General features: G+C 68.9%; 12 protein-coding genes. 8 read left to right on the top strand and 4 right to left on the bottom strand.

The genetic code is table 11. The features are described from left to right. Window positions 1-63 precede the first annotated feature (63 nt). Window positions 64-540, bottom strand: coding sequence for a hypothetical protein (locus AC1RGU_RS20660; RefSeq protein WP_062479124.1), 477 nt, complete (start codon window positions 538-540; stop codon window positions 64-66). A gap of 144 nt (window positions 541-684) precedes the next feature. Next, on the bottom strand, window positions 685-1,581 hold the full coding sequence (locus tag AC1RGU_RS20655) for a LysR substrate-binding domain-containing protein (RefSeq protein ID WP_062479122.1): 897 nt from the start codon (window positions 1,579-1,581) through the stop codon (window positions 685-687). Between the two features lie 159 nt (window positions 1,582-1,740). On the opposite strand from AC1RGU_RS20655, the gene AC1RGU_RS20650 reads away from it, so the two are divergent. Together AC1RGU_RS20650 and AC1RGU_RS20645 are read left to right on the top strand one after the other, a co-directional pair. Then, a complete protein-coding gene (locus AC1RGU_RS20650; protein ID WP_223301428.1) occupies window positions 1,741-2,730 on the top strand; it encodes a Bug family tripartite tricarboxylate transporter substrate binding protein in 990 nt (329 codons plus the stop codon). Window positions 2,731-2,779: 49 nt separating this feature from the next. Beyond that, window positions 2,780-4,180 carry an amidase family protein gene (locus AC1RGU_RS20645; RefSeq protein ID WP_492697689.1) on the top strand — a complete coding sequence of 467 codons (1,401 nt, stop codon included), beginning with the start codon at window positions 2,780-2,782 and terminating at the stop codon, window positions 4,178-4,180. Between the two features lie 16 nt (window positions 4,181-4,196). On the opposite strand, the gene hemL is transcribed toward AC1RGU_RS20645, so the two are convergent. Together hemL and thiD are read right to left on the bottom strand one after the other, a co-directional pair. Then, window positions 4,197-5,477, bottom strand: a complete 1,281-nt coding sequence (hemL, locus tag AC1RGU_RS20640) for a glutamate-1-semialdehyde 2,1-aminomutase (protein WP_492697688.1) — start codon at window positions 5,475-5,477, stop codon at window positions 4,197-4,199. Continuing rightward, complete coding sequence (gene thiD / locus AC1RGU_RS20635) at window positions 5,477-6,442, bottom strand: bifunctional hydroxymethylpyrimidine kinase/phosphomethylpyrimidine kinase (protein WP_492697687.1); 966 nt, start codon at window positions 6,440-6,442, stop codon at window positions 5,477-5,479. The genes hemL and thiD overlap by 1 nt, the downstream gene beginning before the upstream one ends. 111 nt (window positions 6,443-6,553) lie before the next feature. On the opposite strand from thiD, the gene AC1RGU_RS20630 reads away from it, so the two are divergent. From AC1RGU_RS20630 to AC1RGU_RS20605, 6 genes are all read left to right on the top strand, one after another. Further along, complete coding sequence (locus tag AC1RGU_RS20630) at window positions 6,554-6,724, top strand: rubredoxin (protein WP_007838397.1); 171 nt, start codon at window positions 6,554-6,556, stop codon at window positions 6,722-6,724. A gap of 81 nt (window positions 6,725-6,805) precedes the next feature. Next, complete coding sequence (locus AC1RGU_RS20625) at window positions 6,806-7,204, top strand: response regulator (protein ID WP_021012487.1); 399 nt, start codon at window positions 6,806-6,808, stop codon at window positions 7,202-7,204. After that, window positions 7,204-7,569 carry a response regulator gene (locus AC1RGU_RS20620; RefSeq protein ID WP_062479114.1) on the top strand — a complete coding sequence of 122 codons (366 nt, stop codon included), beginning with the start codon at window positions 7,204-7,206 and terminating at the stop codon, window positions 7,567-7,569. The genes AC1RGU_RS20625 and AC1RGU_RS20620 overlap by 1 nt, the downstream gene beginning before the upstream one ends. Window positions 7,570-7,588: 19 nt before the next feature. After that, complete coding sequence (locus AC1RGU_RS20615; RefSeq protein WP_062479111.1) at window positions 7,589-8,122, top strand: chemotaxis protein CheW; 534 nt, start codon at window positions 7,589-7,591, stop codon at window positions 8,120-8,122. Between the two features lie 42 nt (window positions 8,123-8,164). Next, window positions 8,165-10,492, top strand: a complete 2,328-nt coding sequence (locus AC1RGU_RS20610; RefSeq protein ID WP_492697686.1) for a methyl-accepting chemotaxis protein — start codon at window positions 8,165-8,167, stop codon at window positions 10,490-10,492. A gap of 31 nt (window positions 10,493-10,523) precedes the next feature. Next, window positions 10,524-16,550, top strand: a complete 6,027-nt coding sequence (locus AC1RGU_RS20605; protein ID WP_492697684.1) for a hybrid sensor histidine kinase/response regulator — start codon at window positions 10,524-10,526, stop codon at window positions 16,548-16,550. The last annotated feature ends 69 nt before the right edge of the window (window positions 16,551-16,619 follow it).

The raw sequence follows: 16,619 nt of genomic DNA, 5'->3' as shown, positions 1-16,619 counted from the left end.
CCTGCGGGGCCTGCCCGAACAAGGCCAGGGTCGCTCGCGCGGCCCTGGCCTTTTTTGTGGCCGTTACTCGTGCGTGCCGAAGCGGTACTTGAGCTGGAAGCTGATCGCGCCGTAGAGGCGGTTCCTGATCGTCGGCACGTAGGCGATGTTCAGGCCCCAGTTCTTGCCCTCGATGGCGGCTGTCGGAATGATGGCCGGAAACCAGTTGCCGTTGCGATAGTCCGGGTAGCCGTCGAAGCCGCCCACCACCGCGCCGAACTTCACGCCGTAGAACTCGAAGGGCAGGATGTACAGGCCGACGTAGTGCGACTGGCGCCGGTTGCTGTTGTGGAAGGTGCCGGCCGTGACGCGGTAGGTGTCGTTCAGCGGGTACTCGAAGCCCAGGCCCGGGTTGGCGTTTTCCAGGCCCTTGCCGCTGTCGAAGTGGGCCGAGTAGAAGCCGGGGTTGACCCAGATGTTCTTCGGCTCGAAGGACTGCGCCAGCGCGAGGCCCGGCAAAAGAAGGGCACTCAGCAGCGGCAGCATGCGCAAGGGGGTCATGGGCGGGGCATCCTGAAATTTGTTCTGTCTCGCGGCTTCGATGGTGGCTGCGATGACGGCTTCCCTTGGGTCTGCGCGCGTGGGAATGGCCCCGCGAACGCCGGCGCAATATACACGCGGCGATCGCGAAAACGATGACATCGCTCAGGCGGGCCGCGCCAGGTACTTGCGAAACAGCTCGGCCAGCCGCAGCGCCGCCAGCGACAGCGGCTTGCCGCGCGGCGAGACGATGCCCAGCTCCAGCGGCGGCACCGGCATCGCGAGCGGCACGCGCTCCACCAGATCGGCATACGGCGGCATCGTGAGCATGCCGGCCGGCCCGACCATCAGCGCATCGCTGCGCGTGAGCAGGCCCCAGCTCACGCCGAAAGACGCCACCTCGATGCGGTGCTCGGGCAGCGGCAGGCCCTGCGCGGCGTACTGTTCGAGCAAGAAGGTGTGCTGGCTGCCGGGCGCCAGGTGCATCAGCCATTCGGCGCCCGCCACTTCTTCCCATCGGGTGGCGCGGTTCAGCGGATGGCCGCGCCGGCAGAGCACCGCCATCTCGATCATGTCGAGCCGCTCGAACGCGAAGTCGGCGTCGAGCGCCGCGGCGACCGGGCCCGCCACCGCGAAGTCGATCGTGCCTTCGCGCAGCAGTGGCAGCACCTGGGGAATCAGGCCGTCGAAGAGCTTGAGCTGCGCATGCGGCATGGCCTTGCGGAAGGCGCGCACCACCTCGGGCAGCACGCCCAGGAACACCATCGGCGTCACGGCGACGGCCACGCGCCCGTGCTGGCTGCCCTGCAGGATGCGGATGTCCTGGCGCGCGAGCTCGAGCTGCTGGTGCGCCAGCCGCGCGCGCACGGTGAGCTGGCGGCCGCACTCGGTGAACTCGATGCCGCGCGAGCTGCGCAGCACCAGTTGGGCGTCGACCTCGGCCTCGAGTTCGCGGATCGCCTTGGTCACTGCCGCCTGGCTCAGGTGCAGGCTGCGCGCGGCGGCGCGGATGCTGCCGGTGTCGGCCAGCCGCAGCCAGGCCTTGAGCTGGTGGTCCTTCATGCGGGGCATTCTGCCGGGCGGCGCCACCGGGTGATCCCCAGACAAACACAGGTTGTCATCGCGACAAGCGATTGTCTTTTCCGGCGCGCGGCCGATTTCTAGACTTTGCGCACCGGTCGTCTCATGGTGAGCGGCGGGACTCTCACAGGAGATACCTTCGTGCCTGCACTGTCATTCGCGTGGACCCGCCGCACCGTCCTGGCCGGGCTGGCCGCCGTCGCTCTGAGCGCCTCGATGGGCGCCTCGGCCCAGTTTCCCGAGCGCCCGTTGAAATTCATCGTGCCCTATGCCGCCGGGTCGGGCGTGGACGTCGCGGTGCGGCCGGTGGCCGACGCCATGGGGCGCGAGCTGGGCCAGGCCCTGGCGGTGGACAACCGCCCCAGCGCCGGCGGCATCGTCGGCACGCAGGCGCTGGCCACCTCCGCGCCGGACGGCTACACGGTCGGCTACGGCAACCTCGTCACGCTGAGCATCAACCCGGCCTTCTTCTCGAAGCTGCCCTACGCGCCCGAGAAAGACCTGGTGCCGGTCGGCCTGATCTCGAGCAACGCCTACGTGCTGATCGTGCGCAAGGACCTGCCGGTGCGCAACCTGCAGGAGCTCATCGCCTACGGGCGCGAGCACCCCGGCAAGCTCTCGGCCGGCTCGCCCGGCATCGGCAGCGCGGGCCACCTGACCGGCGAGCTGCTCAAGGCCGAGACCGGGCTGACGATGGTGCAGGTGCCCTACAAGACCGGCACGCAGGCGGTCGGCGACATGGTCAACGGCCAGCTCGACGTGACCATCGAGAACATCTCGGCGGTGCTGCCGTTCATCCAGCAGGGCCGGGTCAAGGCGATCGCCGTGACCAGCGCGAAGCGCGCCGGCGTGCTGCCCGAGGTGGCGACGGTGGCCGAGAGCGGCGTGCCCGGTTTCGAGGTGGTGGCCTGGGGCGCGCTGATGGCGCCGGCGGGCACGCCGCGCAAGACGGTCGACCGGCTCAACACCGCGCTGCGCGCCGCGCTGGCCGACCCGGCCGTGGTGCGCGCCAACGCCGCGCTGTCGATCGAGGCGCTGCCTTCGAGCCCCGAGGAACTCAGCGCGCTGATGAAGCGCGAGAAGCCGCGCTGGGCCGACGCCGTGCGGCGCGCGGGCGTCAAGGGCGACTGACGCACGTCCGATCGATCGATCGATTTCATTTTTCTCAAGGAGACAACGCATGCAACTCTGGCAACTGGAAGCCGCCGACCTGGCGCAGCGCATCAAGGCGCGCGAGGTCTCGTGCGTCGAGGCGGTGCGCAGCAGCCTGGCGCGCCTGGAGGCCGTCAACCCGCGGGTGAACGCCGTGGTCGACGGCTGCGCCGACGAGGCCCTCGGCGCGGCGGCGCAGGCCGATGCCGTGCTCGCGAAGGGCGAGGCGACCGGGCCGCTGCACGGCGTGCCGGTCACCATCAAAGTCAACGTCGACCAGCGCGGGCATGCCACCACCAACGGGGTGGAGGCTTACCGCAGCGTCGTGGCGAAGGACGACAGCCCCGTGGTCGCGAACCTGCAGCGCGCCGGCGCGATCGTGGTCGGCCGCACCAACACGCCCGCGTTCTCGATGCGCTGGTTCACCGACAACGCAGCACACGGACGCACGCTGAATCCGTACAACGCCGATGTCACGCCAGGTGGTTCAAGCGGCGGCGCGGCGGCGGCGGTGGCGGTCGGCATCGGCGCCATCGCGCACGGCAACGACCAGGGCGGATCGATCCGCTACCCGGCCTACGCCTGCGGCGTGTACGGCCTGCGCCCGAGCTTCGGCCGCGTGCCGGCCTTCAATCCTTCGGGTGCGGGCGAGCGGCCGATGGTGGTCCAGCTCACATCGGTGCAGGGGCCGCTGGCGCGCAGCGTGCGCGACCTGCGGCTGGCCTTCGCCGCAATGGCGCAGCGCGATGTGCGCGACCCGTGGTGGGCGCCCGCGCCGCTGGAGTCGGCCACGTCGGGCAGCCCCGTCAGCGTGGCGCTGTGCACCGAGCTGCCCGGCTACGCCTGCGACCCCGAAGTAGCCGATGCGTTGCAGCGCGCCGCACGCCGTCTGGAGCGCGCCGGCTACCGCGTCGAGCCTGCGCAGCCGCCGCGCCTGCGCGAGACGGCCGACCTCTGGTTGTCGTTGACGATGGCCGACAGCCGGCTGCTGGTGGAAGAGGCGCTGATGCGCGACGGCGACGACACCATCCGCCAGGCCTACCGCGCCATGGATGCGCACGCGCCGCAGTTCGACACAGCAAGCTATATGCGCGCCCTGGCTGCGCGCACGGGCCTGATGCGTGAATGGGCGCTGTTCCTTCAACGACATCCGCTGCTGCTGATGCCCGTGTCGTGGCGCCATCCGTTCCCGGTCGACGCCGACCAGCGCGGCAGCGCCGCGATGCGGGAGATCCTGGATGCGCAGAGCCCGCTGTTGTCCACCGCGATCCTGGGCTTGCCGGGGCTGTCGGTGCCGATGGGGCTGCGCCACGGGCTGCCCACGGGCGTGCAGCTCGTGAGCGACCGCTTCCGCGAAGACCTGTGCCTGGCCGCGGCAGAGGTGCTCGAAGCCGAGGCCGGGCCGGTGGCGGCGATCGACCCCGCCTGAGCGGGGAGGGCGCGCGTCAGCGCTTGCGGAAGATGTCGCGCGCCGCCTCGATGGTGGCCGCGATGTCGTCCTCGCTGTGCGCGGCGCTCACGAAGCCTGCTTCGTAGAGTGCCGGCGCGATGTACACGCCGCGATCGAGCAGGCCGTGGAACAGCGCATTGAACTGGGCGTTGTCGGTGGTCATCACCGTCGCGTAGTTCTGCGGCAGTTCGTTCATCAGGAAGAAGCCGAACATGCCGCCTTCGCTGTCGGCGTTGAAGGGCTGGCCCTCGGCGGCCGCGGCGGCCTTGAGGCCGTCGACCAGCGTGCGCGTCTTCTTGGCCAGCGCTTCGTAGAAGCCGGGCTTCGAGATTTCCTTCAGCGTGGCCAGGCCGCAGGCGGTGGCCACCGGGTTGCCCGACAGCGTGCCGGCCTGGTAGACCGGGCCCAGCGGCGCGAGCTGTTCCATGATGGCGCGCGGGCCGCCGAAGGCCGCCAGCGGCATGCCGCCGCCGATGACCTTGCCGAGCACCGTGAGGTCGGGCGTGATGCCCAGCACGCCTTGCGCGCCGTGCAGGCCGACACGGAAGCCCGTCATCACCTCGTCGAAGATCAGCAGCGCGCCGTGCTGCGTGCACAGCTCGCGGCAGCGCTTGGCGAATTCGGGCGTGGCGCGCACGAAGTTCATGTTGCCGGCGATCGCCTCGATCATCAGGCAGGCGATGTCACTGCCGTGCAGCGCAAAGGCTTCCTCGAGCTGCTGCAGGTTGTTGTACTCGAGCACCAGCGTGTGCTGCACCACCTCGGGCGGCACGCCGGCCGAGGTCGGGTTGCCGAAGGTGGCGAGGCCCGAGCCGGCCTTCACCAGCAGCGCGTCGGCATGGCCGTGGTAGCAGCCTTCGAACTTGACGATGGTCTTGCGGCCGGTGGCGCCGCGCGCCAGGCGCAGCGCGCTCATGGCGGCTTCGGTGCCCGAGCTCACGAGACGCACCATCTCCATCGACGGCACCAGGGCCAGGATGGCTTCGGCGAGTTCGATCTCGCGCTCGGTCGGCGCGCCGTACGAGAAGCCTTCGAGCACGGCCTTCTGCACCGCCTCGACCACGGCGGGGTGGCCGTGGCCCAGGATCATCGGGCCCCAGGAGCCGATGTAGTCGATGTAGCGCTTGTCGTTGGCGTCCCAGAAATAGGCGCCTTGCGCGCGCTGGATGAAACGGGGCGTGCCGCCGACGGCCTTGAAGGCGCGCACGGGCGAGTTCACGCCGCCGGGGATCACGGCGCGGGCGCGCTCGAAAAGAAGGTCGTTCTGGTCAGTCATCAGTGTCGCGTGTCGTGCGGGGGTAAAGCGAAATCGGGTGGGGTGTCGGGCGCGTCGTCATCGTCTTCGTCGTCCTCGGGCTCGGCCCAGAACAGGCGGTCGGGCAGCACGTGGCCCATGCCGGGGCGAAAGCCCGCGTCGAGGCAGCGGTCCATGTAAGCGAGCGCTTCGGTCGTGGCGGCGACGAGGTCGGTGCCGCTGGCCAGCAGGGCCGCGAGCGCGGCCGAGAGCGTGTCGCCGGCGCCGGCGAAGACGGCTTCGAGCCGTTCGTACTTCTCGCTGGCCAGCACCGATTGCGGCGAGGCCAGCACGTTGTCGATGAACTGGTCGGGCAGCACCATGCCGGTGACCAGGGTGTAGAGCACGCCGAACTCGCCGGCGGCCTTGGCGATGTCGCGCGCGCCGGGCGGGCGCTCGCCGCTCCAGTCGGGCAGCAGCCAGCGCCACAGGGTGCTGTGGTTTCCAACCAACACCGTGGTCTGGGGCAGCACGAGGTCGCGAAAAGCGTCGAGATAGGCCTCGATCAGGTTCTCGTCCCACCACGACAGGTTGGGCATGTAGGCCACCACGGGCACGTCCGGGTAGTCGGCGGCGGTCTCGGCGATGGTGCTCAGCGCCTCGGGGGTGCCGGCAAAGCCCACCTTGATCAGCTGGACCTCGACGTCTTCGAGGATGGCGCGCGCCTGCTCGGCCACGGCCTCTTCCTCGAAGGCGAAGTGGTCGAAGATCTCGGCCGTGTCGCGTGCGTAGGCGCCCGTCACCACTGGCAGGACGTGAGCGCCCACCGATCCCATGGCCAGGGCGTCGGCGCCCAGGCCGCCCGCGCCGCTCGGATCGCTGGCATTGAACACCAGCACGCAGGGGGGATTCAGGTCGCGTTCGCTCAGCGACTCGTCGTCCTGCGAGGGGTCGTTAAGATTGCCCGGTTTGCGGGCGTTCTCGTCTGGATGTAAGTAGATGGTCATACGCCTAGCGAAATCCCCTGGATGGTGGCATAGGCGCGACGTTTACGGTCTGCCAGTGAGATACGCATAGATACACTCGTTGCATTTAATGAACAAGGACTTTAAGCTCCGATGAACACGAAAACTTGGATGTGCCTGATTTGTGGGTGGATCTATGACGAAGCGGTTGGTGTACCGGAAGACGGCATCGCGGCAGGCACGGCCTGGGCCGATGTGCCGATGAACTGGACCTGTCCTGAGTGCGGTGCGCGCAAGGAAGACTTCGAAATGGTTGAGATCTGACAAGCATGGCATAGGGCTACGCGATCTGCGTCGATGTTCGGCGCGGCGGGCATCCAAGTCTCATGAGCAGGAGCGTTTGCAATGGGCCCGAATGGATCTGGTTACAAGGTGCTGGTCATCGATGACAGCAACACCATCCGGCGCAGTGCCGAGATTTTTCTGAAGCAGGGTGGGCACGAGGTTCTTCTCGCGGAAGACGGCTTCGACGCGCTCTCCAAGGTTAACGACCACAAGCCTCACCTGATTTTCTGCGACATCCTGATGCCTCGCCTCGACGGCTATCAGACCTGCGCCATCATCAAGCGCAACGCGCATTTCTCCAATGTCCCGGTCGTCATGCTGTCTTCGAAAGATGGCGTATTCGACAAGGCCCGCGGCCGCATGGTCGGGTCCCAGGACTATCTCACCAAGCCATTCACCAAAGACCAGCTGCTGCAGGCCGTGCAGCAGTTTGGCATTGTTCAACAGGAAGTGCAGTAATGCCCATTCGAAAAATCCTCGTCGTCGACGACTCCAAGACGGAACTGGTGTTCCTGACCGACCTCCTCCAGAAGAACGGTTTCTCCGTGAAAACGGCCGAAAACGCCGACGACGCGATGCGCCGCCTCGAGGAAGACCACCCCGACCTGATCCTCATGGACGTGGTCATGCCCGGCCAGAACGGCTTCCAGCTCACGCGCGCCATCGCCCGCGACCCGAAGTACGCCGCCATTCCGATCATCCTGTGCACCAGCAAGAACCAGGAAACCGATCGTGTCTGGGGCATGCGCCAGGGCGCACGTGACTACATCGTGAAGCCGGTCAACGCGGCCGATCTGATGTCCAAGATCAGCGCGCTCGCCTGAGCGGGAACCTGCGCACTCCATGGCGAATCGCGACGCGCTGCGCGCCTTCCAGTCCCGGCTTGCGAGCCGCCTCCAGGCCGCGCGCACCACGGGCGTGGCTGCGAGCTGGCTGGCGGTCGAGGCGGGTGAGGGCAAGTACCTCTTTCCGCTGGCGCACGCCGGCGAAATCTTTCCCTGGACGCCGCCCCAGCCCGTGCCCTACACGGAGCCCTGGTTCCTCGGCGTCGCCAACCTGCGCGGCGGCCTGTACGGCGTCGTGCAGCTGTCGGCGTTCGCGTCCGGTGCGCCGGGCGCCCCCGCCGCCACCGAGGCGGCACGCATCCAATCGCGGCTCGTGGCATTCAACGAGCTGCTCGAAGTCAACTGCGCTTTGCTGGTCGATCGACTGGCGGGGTTGCGGGGTGCGGAGGCCTTCACGGCCGCCGACGCTCCGGGCGCAGAGGCCCCGGCCTGGCACGGGCATCTGTACACCGACGCAGCAGGGGAGCGCTGGCAGGAAGTCAACCTGCAGGCGCTTTCGCAGCAACCCCAGTTTTTGAGTATTGGTGCGTAGTGCTTCGGCACATGGCACTGGCAACCACCTGAAGGACCGACCGTGAGCTCGATCGCCGACAAGTTCAAGAAATTACTCCCCGCGACCAACGGGAACGACAAGGCCCGCGTCGACGACTCCGGTTCGATATCGCTCGACGATGTCGACACGGTTCAGGTTCCGGACGAAAAAACGATCCGCCTCGCCAAGAAGGGCGAGGGGGCATCCGCCGCCACAGCCGACACCGGCTTCGGCGGCATCGACGCGCTGGGCGATCCGGCGTCCGTCGAGGCCGCCAACGCGGCCACGCTCGAAGCGGTTCCGCTGGCCCCCGCCGCGGGCGGCGGCATGGGCGCCAACCCCGCCAAGCAGCAGCGCGTGCTGGCCATCATGCTGGCCATCGTGGTGTTGGCGCTGTTGCTGGTGGCCGGCTCCGCCATCCTTCGCGCGGAACGCCTGGCGCAGCAGGTGGCGGCCACCGGCCAGTCGCTGATGCAGTCGCAGCGCCTGGCCAAGTCGATCTCGCAGGCCCTCGTCGGCAGCGCCTCGGCGTTCGTCGAAGTGAAGGACAGCGCCGACGACCTCTCGCGCCGCGTGCAGGGCCTGACCAACGGCGACGACGCCTTGCGCCTGGAAGCCGTCGGCAACCAGTACGACGAGGAGATGAACAAGATCAACCCGCTGGTCGCCCGCGCCGACGCGAGCGCCAAGGCCGTGCTGGCCCAGCGCCAGATCCTGACGCAGGTGGGTGCGGCTCTGCGCGACATCAACCAGCAGTCGTCCACGCTGCTCGAAATGACGGAAACCGTCGCGTCGCTGAAGATGCAGCAGAACGCCACGCTGCCCGAGATCTCGGCCGCCGGCCAGCTCGTGATGCTGACGCAGCGCATCGGCAAGTCGACCAACGAGTTCTTCACGGTCGAGGGTGTGAACCCCGACGCCGTGTTCCTGCTGGGCAAGGACCTGAACACCTTCCAGGAAACCACCCGCGGCCTGCTCGACGGCAACGCGCAGCAGCGCTTCCCCGGCTCGAAAGACCCGCAGACGCGCCAGCAGCTCGAAGCCATCCTGAAGACCTACGAACAGATGCGCACGCAGGCCTCGGCCATTCTGGGCAACCTGCAGGGCCTGGTGGCCGCGCGCGAAGCGCAGGCGTCCATCCTGACCGACAGCGAGCCGCTGCGTAAGTCGCTGGGCGAACTGCAAGAGAAGCTCTCGGCCCGCACCGGCCTGGGCGCCGGCACCATCGTGCTGCTGTTCGTGCTCTCGCTGGCCGCCCTGGCCCTGGCCGGCGCCATCGGTTTCGTGCAGGTGCGCGAAGGCCGCGAACGTGCCGCCGTCGCCGAACGCGAGCGTCTGGCCGCCGAGCAGGCATCGGAAGAAGCCGGCCGCGTGAACAACGCCAACCAGGCCGCCATTCTTCGCCTGATGAACGAACTGCAGACAGTGGCCGAAGGCGACCTGACGCAGGAAGCGACCGTGACCGAGGACATCACCGGCGCCATCGCCGACTCGGTGAACTACACGGTGGAAGAACTGCGTTTGCTGGTGGGCAACGTGCAGAACACGGCAACCCGCGTGGCGCAGACGACGTCGCAGGTGGAAAACACCTCGACCGAACTGCTCGCCGCCTCGACCGAGCAGCTGCGCGAAATTCGCGAAACCGGCCAGTCGGTGCTGACCATGGCCGAGCGAATCAACGGCGTGTCCTCGCAAGCGCAAGAGTCCGCCACGGTGGCGCGCCAGTCGCTGCAAGCCGCATCGTCGGGCCTGCAGGCCGTGCAGAACGCCATCGGCGGTATGAACTCCATCCGCGACCAGATCCAGGAAACCTCCAAGCGGATCAAGCGCCTGGGCGAATCGTCGCAGGAGATTGGCGAAATCACCGAGCTGATCTCGGACATTACCGAACAGACGAACGTGCTGGCCCTGAACGCCGCCATTCAAGCGGCATCCGCCGGTGAAGCCGGCCGAGGCTTCTCGGTGGTGGCGGAAGAAGTTCAGCGACTGGCCGAACGCTCCGCAGACGCCACGCGCCAGATCTCGGCGCTGGTGAAGGCGATTCAGACCGACACGCAGGACGCGGTGGGCGCCATGGAGCGCTCCACGCAGGGTGTGGTCGAAGGGGCGAAGCTGTCCGACAACGCAGGTACCGCGCTGTCCGAGATCGACCGCGTGTCGCGCCGACTCGCCGACCTCATCGAGCAGATTTCGCAGTCCGCCTCCCGCGAAGCCGATTCGGCCAACGTGGTGGCCGCCAACATCCAGCACATTTTTGCGGTGACGGAACAGACCGGAGAAGGCACGCGGACCACGGCCCAGCAGGTGCGCGAGCTCTCGCAGATGGCCGAAGAACTGCGTCGCTCCGTCGCTCGTTTCAAGATTGCGTGACAACAGATAGATAAGAACGGCGAGCAACCACGTGTCGATTCAAACCCCTGCCACGGCCCCCCTTGCCGGCAACATGCCGGCCACCGAAGACCTCGGGCCGCTGGCCTGGGTGCTGGGAGAAATCCAGAAGTCCCTCGACGGTGTCGGCAAGTCGCTGCGGCGTTTCGTGCGCGACGTGGGCAGCGCCACGGAGCCCGAGAGCGGTCCGCTGCAGATGGCCCGCCAGCAACTGCACCAGGCCGTCGGCGCGCTGCAGATGGTGGGCCACAGCTCGCCTGCGCTGGTGCTGGGCACCATCGAATTCGCGGTGCAGGGCTTCATCGCCGAACCGCAGCGCTGCACCGAGAGTGCCGTGCACAAGATCGAGCGCGCCGGCTTTGCCGTCACCGATTTCCTCAGCGCACTGCTGGCCGGCAAGGCCGTGTCGTCGGTGGCGCTGTTTCCGCAGTACCGCGACGTGCTGGAGTTGGGCGGCAATGAGCGCGTCCATCCGGCGGACCTGTGGAGCACCGCCTGGCGCTGGGTCGAGGTCAAGCCTGCCCTCACGCAAGCCGCGCTCGCTTATGACCCGGCCGTGCGCTCGCGGCTCGACCGCGAGGTGCTGCAGCTGGTCAAGAGTGGCGACGCGCAGGCCGCGCGACGGCTGCATGCGCTGTGCCTGGGGCTCGGGCGCGGTGCGCTGCTGCCGCGCGTCGCGAGCTTCTGGACGCTGGCCGCGGGCTTCTTCGAAGCCCTCGCGCTGGGCCTGATTCCCGCCGACACCTACGTCAAGCGCGCCGCCTCGCGCGTGCTGCTGCAGTACGCCACGCTGGCGCGCGGCGACAGCGTGGTGTCCGACCGCCTCGGCCAGGACCTGCTCTTCTTCTGCGCCCAGGCCGTGCCCGGCGCGCAGGACGACGCCGCCACGCTGCGCACCGTGCGCAGCGCCTGGGGCGTGACGCAGGAGCCGCGCGTCGACTACACCGTGGTGCAGTTCGGCCGCTTCGACCCGCTGGTGCTCTCGCAGGCGCGCAAGCGCATCGAGACCGCCAAGGAAATGTGGTCGGCGCTCTCGGGCGGTGACATCACGCGCACGCGGCAGGTGGCCGACACCTTCGCGCAGCTCGGCGAATCGCTGCTGAAGCTGCACCCGCCGAGCCAGCCGATGGTGCAGGCGCTGACGCACGCCGTGGACGCCTCGGTGCGTTCCGGCCAGCCGCCCGACACCGAACTGGCGATGGAAGTCGCCACCTCGGTGCTGTACCTCGAAGCCGCGCTCGAAGACCTCGACCCCAGCGACCCGCAGCTCACGGCCCGCACGCTGCAGCTGGCCGGCCGCATCGAGCGCGTGCGCGACGGCGGCCGTTCCGAGCCGCTCGAGCCGTGGATGGAGGACCTGTACCGCCGCGTCAGCGACCGCCAGACCATGGGCACCGTGGTCGACGAGCTGCGCAGCCACCTGAGCGAACTCGAGAAGTCGCTCGACCAGTACTTCCGCCGCCCGGCCGAAAAGCCGCTGCTGCGCACCGTGCCCACGCAGCTCATGCAGATGCGCGGCGTGTTCTCGGTGCTGGGGCTCGAGCAGGCCGCGCACACCGTGCAACGCATGCGCGACGACGTCGAGCAGATGCTGCAGGTCAACCGCTCGCCCGTCGAGGAAATGGCCACCTTCGACGCGCTCGGCAACAACCTGGGCGCGCTCGGTTTCCTCATCGACATGCTGGGCTACCAGCCCGCACTGGCCAAGCGCCTGTTCGTGTTCGACGCCGAAGCGGGCGAACTCAAGCCGCTGATGGGCCGCCAGGCCATCGACGCCGCGGCCCCGGCCGAAGGCGCTGCCGCACCGGCCGCCGAGCCCGTGCTCAGCATCGAGGAAGTCGACGCGCAGATCGCTTCCAAGCTCGCCGCGTTGGCCACGCCCAACCGCAAGACCAAGCCGTCGCCGCTGGAGGAATTCAGCCGCAAGGCCGAGAGCTGGACCACCAAGATCACGGGCCCGTCGGCGCTGCCCGACACCGAGGTCACCGAGCTCGAAGAAGACGACCTGCAGAACATCTTCCTGGACGAAGCCCGTGAAGTGGTGGGCAACGGCCTGGCCGCCATCGCCGCGCTCGGCAACCGTCCCGGCGACACCGAAGAACTCACCATCCTGCGCCGCGCGTTCCACACGCTCAAGGGCAGTTCGCGCATGGTCGGCCTCACCGACTTCGGCGACGCCGCCTGGTCGCTCGAGCAGGTGCTCAACACCTGGCTGGCCGACCAGCGCGATGCCACGCCCGAGCTGCTGTCGAGCACCGAGCGCATGCTGCGCGATTTCAGCCAGTGGGTCGAAGCCATCGCCGCCGGCGATGCGGGCACCTGGCACTCGGCACCGTTCAGCCGCGTGGCCAACGCGCTGCTGGCCGGCGAGCCCGTGCCCACACCGGTGCGCGTGGCCGACGCCGAAGCGCTCGCGGTGGCCGCACGCCACATCGCCGCGGAGCCGGCGCCGCTCGCATTGCCGGAGCTGCCCGAGCTCCCCGACCTGTCGCTGACGCCGCAAGATGTCGCCGCCCCTGACGCCACGTTGGACTTCTCCGACTGGCAGCAGGCGCAAGAAGCGCCACACGCACCGACCAAGCCTGTCACACCCGAGCCCGACGACGATTTCGCCTCCACCGACTTCCTCGACTTCGAAGGCAAGCAGAGCACAGCGCCCGCGCCGCTCGACGTGCTGCCCAGCGGCGACGATTTCGATTTCCTCGCGCCCCCGAAGACGCATGCACCGGCCGAGCCCGCCGTGTCGCACGCCGAGCCCGAGCCCGCCCCGGAAATCGAAGCGACGATGCCGACCGCGTCCGGCCTGCCCGATCTCGAATGGGCGCCGGAGCCGCTGCCGCTGGCTGCTGCTGCTGAGCCTGTCGCCGAGACGGTGCCACCTGTCGAGGTCATCGAAGCGGCCGAAGAACTGCCGGCGCTGGAAGTGCCGGTCGAAGCACTGCAGCCGGAGCCGGAACCTGTGTCGGCGGCCATCGAAGCCGCCCCCGAGGCCCCCGTTGTCGTCGAGGAGCTGCCCGCAGCCGTCGTGGCCGAACCAGAACCCGTGTCGGAGCCCGAGCCCGTGCTGGCCGAGGCCATTCCTGAACCCGAGTCTTCCATCGCGCCGAGCGCCGAAGACCAGGTCAAGGTGATCGGCCCGCTGCGCATCGGCATCGCGCTGTACAACGTCTACCTCAACGAAGCCGACGAATGGTCCCGCCAGCTGGCGACCGATGTCGGCGAATGGGCGCTCGAAACCCACGAGCGCCTGCCCGACTCGACCATCGCGCTGGCCCACTCGCTGGCCGGCAGCTCGGCCACCGTCGGCTTCCACAGCCTCTCGGGCATGGCCCGCCTGCTCGAATCGGCGCTGCAGCACCTGCAGATGCAGGGCAGCGGCACGCGCGAGCAGGGCGTCGTGCTGGTCGCCGCGGCCGACGAGCTGCGTCGCCTGTTGCACCAGTTCGCCGTCGGCTTCCTGCGCGATCCGTCCGAAGCCACGCTGCAGGCGCTGCGCGAAATCGCCGCCGCGCCGATGCCGCCCGAAATTGCCGCGGCCCGTTTCGAGACGCTGCTGCCCAAGCAGGTCGTCGCCAACGACGCCTTTGCCGACGTGGTACTGGACGACAACGAAGACGCCATCGACCTGGCCGATGCGGTCGACGTCGACCTGTTCCCGATCTTCGAGGAAGAGGCTGCCGAACTGATGCCCCAGCTGGGCGAGGCGCTGCGCCAGTGGTCGCACCACCCCGACGACGCCGCGCCGCGCGCCTCGGTGCTGCGCACGCTGCACACGCTCAAGGGCAGCGCACGGCTGGCCGGCGCCATGCGCCTGGGCGAGCGCGCGCACCGCATGGAGTCCGAGATCGAACTGCTGGGCTCCCAGGGGGCCGAGCGGGCCGACATCGAGAAACTGCTCACGCGCCTGGACACGCTGCAACACACCTTCGATGCCCTGCGCGCGGCCGACGACGCCGCCCAGGTCGAAGTGGCCCAGCTGATCGCCACCGCCAGCCCGACCGCACCCGCCATCCAGCGCGTGCAGGCGGCGCCCGAGGTGCGCGAGTCGGCGAACGACGACCAGGCTGAAGCGGCTTCTGCCGAATCCGCCGTGGAAGCACCGTCGTCCCTGCTGCCGCGCCCCGCGCCGGCCCTGCTCGCGCCGCTGCGTGCAGCGTCGGGCCAGGCCGTGCGCATCCGCACCCAGCTGCTCGACCGCCTGGTCGCGCAGACCGGCGAGGTCATCATCACGCGTTCGCGCCTCGAGGCAGAACTGGGCCAGCTGCGCGGCTCGCTCGCCGACCTCACGGGCAACCTCGACCGCCTGCGCCAGCAGCTGCGCGACATCGAGGTGCAGGCCGAAAGCCAGATGCAGTCTCGTTTGGCGCAAGCCAAGGATTCGCAGCAGAGCTTCGACCCGCTCGAGTTCGACCGCTTCACCCGCGTGCAGGAACTCACGCGCATGATGGCCGAGTCGGTGAACGACGTGGCCACCGTGCAGCGCACCCTGCAGAAGACCGTGCAGGCCACGGAAGACGACCTGAGCGTGCAGGCACGCCAGACGCGCGAACTGCAGCGCGGCCTGCTGCGCACGCGCATGGTGGAGTTCGAAGGCATCTCCGACCGCCTGTACCGTGTGGTGCGCCAGGCCTCGAAGGACACCGGCAAGCAGGTGCGCCTGGACATCGTCGGCGGCTCCATCGAAATGGACCGCGGCGTGCTCGACCGCATGACGCCCGCCTTCGAACACCTGCTGCGCAACTGCGTGGCGCACGGCATCGAGGATGTGGCGGCGCGCGAGAAGGCCGGCAAGGACGCCAGTGGCCTCATCGTCATCGACCTGCACCACGAAGGCAACGACGTGTCGGTGAGCTTCCGTGACGACGGTGCCGGCCTCGACCAGAAGCGCATCGCCGAACGCGCCCGCGCCCTGGGTCTGCTCGGCCCCGACCAGGACCTGTCGCCCGAGGAAGCCACCGAGCTGATCTTCAAGCCCGGCTTCTCCACCGCCGGGCAGGTGTCCGAACTGGCCGGCCGCGGCATCGGCATGGACGTGGTGCGCGCGCAGATCGCCGCGCTCGGCGGCCGCATCGAAACGCACAGCACGCCGGGCCAGGGCACTACCTTCAAGCTGGTGCTGCCGCTGACCACCGCCGTGACGCACGTGGTGATGCTGCGCGCGGGCGAGGTGTCGATCGGCGTGCCGTCGAACCTCGTGGAACTCGTGCAGCGCGTGAGCGGCGCCGACCTCGAGGCCGCCTACCTGAACCACAGCTTTGCCTTCGGCAGCGAGCAGGTGCCGTTCTACTGGGCCGGCGCGCTGCTGCAGCATTCGATTCGCAGCGAGCACGCCGCCACCAAGAACAACACGCTGGTGATCGTGCGAAGCGCGGCGCAGCGCGTGGCCCTGCACGTGGACGAAGTGCTGGGCAATCAGGAAGTCGTGGTGAAGAACCTCGGCCCGCAGCTCGCGCGACTGCCCGGCCTGGCTGGCATCTCGGTGCTGGCTTCGGGCGCGGTGGCGCTGATCTACAACCCGGTGGCGCTGGCCGCGGTGCATGGCGACCAGGCGCGTGCGCGCCAGACCGCCGCGCTGGCCGCGCCGACGCATGCCGCTTCGGTGGACACCGGCGCGCCGCAGACGCCGGCCGCCTTTGCCCCGGTGGTGCCGCAGATTCCGCTCGTGCTGGTGGTGGACGACTCCATCACCGTGCGCCGCGTCACGCAGCGCCTGCTGCAGCGCGAAGGCTATCGCGTGTCGCTTGCGGCCGACGGCCTGCAGGCGCTCGAACGGCTGCAGCAGGAGCGCCCGGCCGTGGTGCTGTCGGACATCGAGATGCCGCGCATGGACGGCTTCGACCTGGCCCGCAACATCCGCGCCGACGTGGCCTTGGCCGAGCTGCCGATCATCATGATCACCTCGCGCATCGCCGAGAAGCACCGCGAGTACGCCCGCGACCTGGGCGTGAACCACTACCTGGGCAAGCCGTACTCGGAAGAGGAACTGCTGCGTCTGGTGCGTGCGTACACGAGCGAGCCGGCCGCGCTGGCGGTGGCCTGACCGGCTTCGGCAGCGCCGGCGATCGGCGCGCAAAGGAAAAAGGGCCCTTCGGGGCCCTTTTCTCTTGGG

It is taken from the genome of Variovorax sp. GW823-FHT02B07 (assembly GCF_058797695.1).
This window is presented reverse-complemented; position numbering and strand designations above follow the sequence as displayed.

What these genes read in the sequence shown, in the direction of transcription:
- AC1RGU_RS20660 (WP_062479124.1), bottom strand. Translation starts at nt 540, where the DNA reads ATGACCCCCTTGCGCATGCTGCCGCTGCTGAGTGCCCTTCTTTTGCCG.
- thiD (WP_492697687.1), bottom strand. Translation starts at nt 6,442, where the DNA reads ATGACCATCTACTTACATCCAGACGAGAACGCCCGCAAACCGGGCAAT.
- AC1RGU_RS20630 (WP_007838397.1), top strand. Translation starts at nt 6,554, where the DNA reads ATGAACACGAAAACTTGGATGTGCCTGATTTGTGGGTGGATCTATGAC.
- AC1RGU_RS20620 (WP_062479114.1), top strand. Translation starts at nt 7,204, where the DNA reads ATGCCCATTCGAAAAATCCTCGTCGTCGACGACTCCAAGACGGAACTG.
- AC1RGU_RS20615 (WP_062479111.1), top strand. Translation starts at nt 7,589, where the DNA reads ATGGCGAATCGCGACGCGCTGCGCGCCTTCCAGTCCCGGCTTGCGAGC.
- AC1RGU_RS20645 (WP_492697689.1), top strand. Translation starts at nt 2,780, where the DNA reads ATGCAACTCTGGCAACTGGAAGCCGCCGACCTGGCGCAGCGCATCAAG.
- AC1RGU_RS20655 (WP_062479122.1), bottom strand. Translation starts at nt 1,581, where the DNA reads ATGAAGGACCACCAGCTCAAGGCCTGGCTGCGGCTGGCCGACACCGGC.
- AC1RGU_RS20625 (WP_021012487.1), top strand. Translation starts at nt 6,806, where the DNA reads ATGGGCCCGAATGGATCTGGTTACAAGGTGCTGGTCATCGATGACAGC.
- hemL (WP_492697688.1), bottom strand. Translation starts at nt 5,477, where the DNA reads ATGACTGACCAGAACGACCTTCTTTTCGAGCGCGCCCGCGCCGTGATC.